The sequence below is a fragment of the Ruegeria sp. BHSB056 genome (assembly GCF_059613305.1).
Map to the genome: position 1 here is coordinate 1 of NZ_JBXWSG010000182.1, position 1808 is coordinate 1808.

2 protein-coding genes are annotated in these 1808 nt (G+C 54.0%); one reads left to right on the forward strand and one right to left on the reverse strand.

The features are described from left to right. Positions 1–254: 254 nt before the first annotated feature. Complete coding sequence (bhcR, locus tag AC2FND_RS20155; RefSeq protein WP_496771475.1) at positions 255–1103, reverse strand: HTH-type transcriptional regulator BhcR; 849 nt, start codon at positions 1101–1103, stop codon at positions 255–257. Positions 1104–1272: 169 nt separating this feature from the next. On the opposite strand from bhcR, the gene AC2FND_RS20160 reads away from it, so the two are divergent. Then, the coding region (locus AC2FND_RS20160) for a pyridoxal-phosphate-dependent aminotransferase family protein (protein WP_496771476.1) at positions 1273–1808 on the forward strand (536 nt) is incomplete at its 3' end.

A 1808-nucleotide genomic window follows, 5' to 3' on the forward strand; every position in this document is an offset into this window, starting at 1 on the left:
CAGGGAAACCTCGACCAACTCATGCAAAAAAACGGCCCCTTCAAAAACCTCTTCGACCAACAGTTCAATAAACACAAACAAAAACAAAATGTCGCAGAATAATTGGGAGGGAATTGGAAGGCAGGCGGCCGGAAAGGGTCACGCCTGTTCTGCTATTGAGCTTGTCTGTGCACAAGGCACGTCACTACGCGTTGGTGTTGTGGCGTGGCAGACGGACACGGGATCAGCGGTCGACGTACGTCGGCGGCAAAGCCTTAGGGTTGCGGAGACACCACTGTCCCACCAATAGCCAGCGTCAACTGGCGCGCGGCTTCCATCACCGGGCGGCTCAGCCGTTCGATTTCGGTTGCTCCCACGCGGCTGGTTGGCCCGGAAACGGAAAGCCCTGCGACCGCCTCTCTGTTGATATCGAAAACGGGTGCTGCAATGCATCGCATACCCGTAGTCTTTTCTTCGTTATCCACGGAAAAACCCCGCAATCTGATGGTTGTAAGATCTTTTTTCAACGCCTCAGGGCTGGTAATCGACTGATCTGTAAAAGCCTGTAAATTCGCTGAGGCCAACCTTCGGTTCAATCTGTCTTCGTCCATATGGGCCAACAACGCTTTTCCGATGCCCGACGCGTGCATGGGTGACAATGTACCGGGGGGGAAAAACGCCCGGATACTCTCATGTGTTTCCACCTGACTCAGGAACAGCACCAGACCTTCTTTCTCAATTCCCAAATTGGCGGTCTCGCTCGTGGTTTCCATCAGCTTGCGCATGATCGGCCTTGCCCGTTCCACCAGACTGGTACGGCGCAGAAACCGCGAGCCGATGACAAATGCCTGCGGGCCAATGTGCCAAACCTGTTCTTCATGGTCGAACTCGACCAGGCCCCTGCCCTGCAACGTCACGAGGATGCGATAAACCGTGGCCGGTGCCTGCCGCATTTCATCTGAAAGTTCAGTAAGAGCTTTGCCTTGCACCTGGCTCAGATACTCGAAAACCTCCATCGCCCGATCCAGTGATTTGATCGTATTCTGCGCGGTTTTGTCATCCCACCCCCGCGGTCTTCCCCGGGCTTTGCGACGGAGCTTCGGGTCATTGTCTTGCGATTCCATAAAAACCCTCTGATCATTTATGAAAGACTATTTCATAATATGAAAAATATAACTCACTGACAACTATAAGTTAAATCTCGTTAGACAAATTTTGAAATACGTTTTCAAAAAAATTTCCAATTGGATCGCTGATACTTATTGTGCTGGCAAGGACGGAAGGAGACCATCCATGAGCTTTCAAAACCCCGTTTTCATCCCGGGCCCGACAAACATCCCGGAAAGCCTGCGCAAAGCCTGCGATATGCCCACGATCGACCATCGTTCGCCATTGTTCGGGCAAATCCTGCATCCTGCGCGCGCGGGCGTGCGGAAAATTCTGAAAAGCGACAGTGCCGAAGTCTTCATTTTCCCGTCGACCGGCACCGGGGGCTGGGAAACCGCCCTGACCAATACGCTGTCCGCCGGTGACAAGGTTCTGGCGGCCCGCAACGGCATGTTCAGCCATCGCTGGATCGATATGTGCCAGCGCCATGGGCTGAATGTTGAGATCGTCGAAACCCCGTGGGGCGATGGGCTGCCGGCTGACCGGTACGAAGAAATCCTTGCCGCTGACAAAAACCATGAGATTAAGGCGGTTCTAGCCACGCATAACGAGACGGCAACTGGCGTGAAGTCGGATATCGCTGCTGTGCGCAGGGCGCTGACTGCCGCGCAGCACCCGGCGTTGCTGTTTGTTGATGGCGTTTCATCAATCGCGTCGATGGA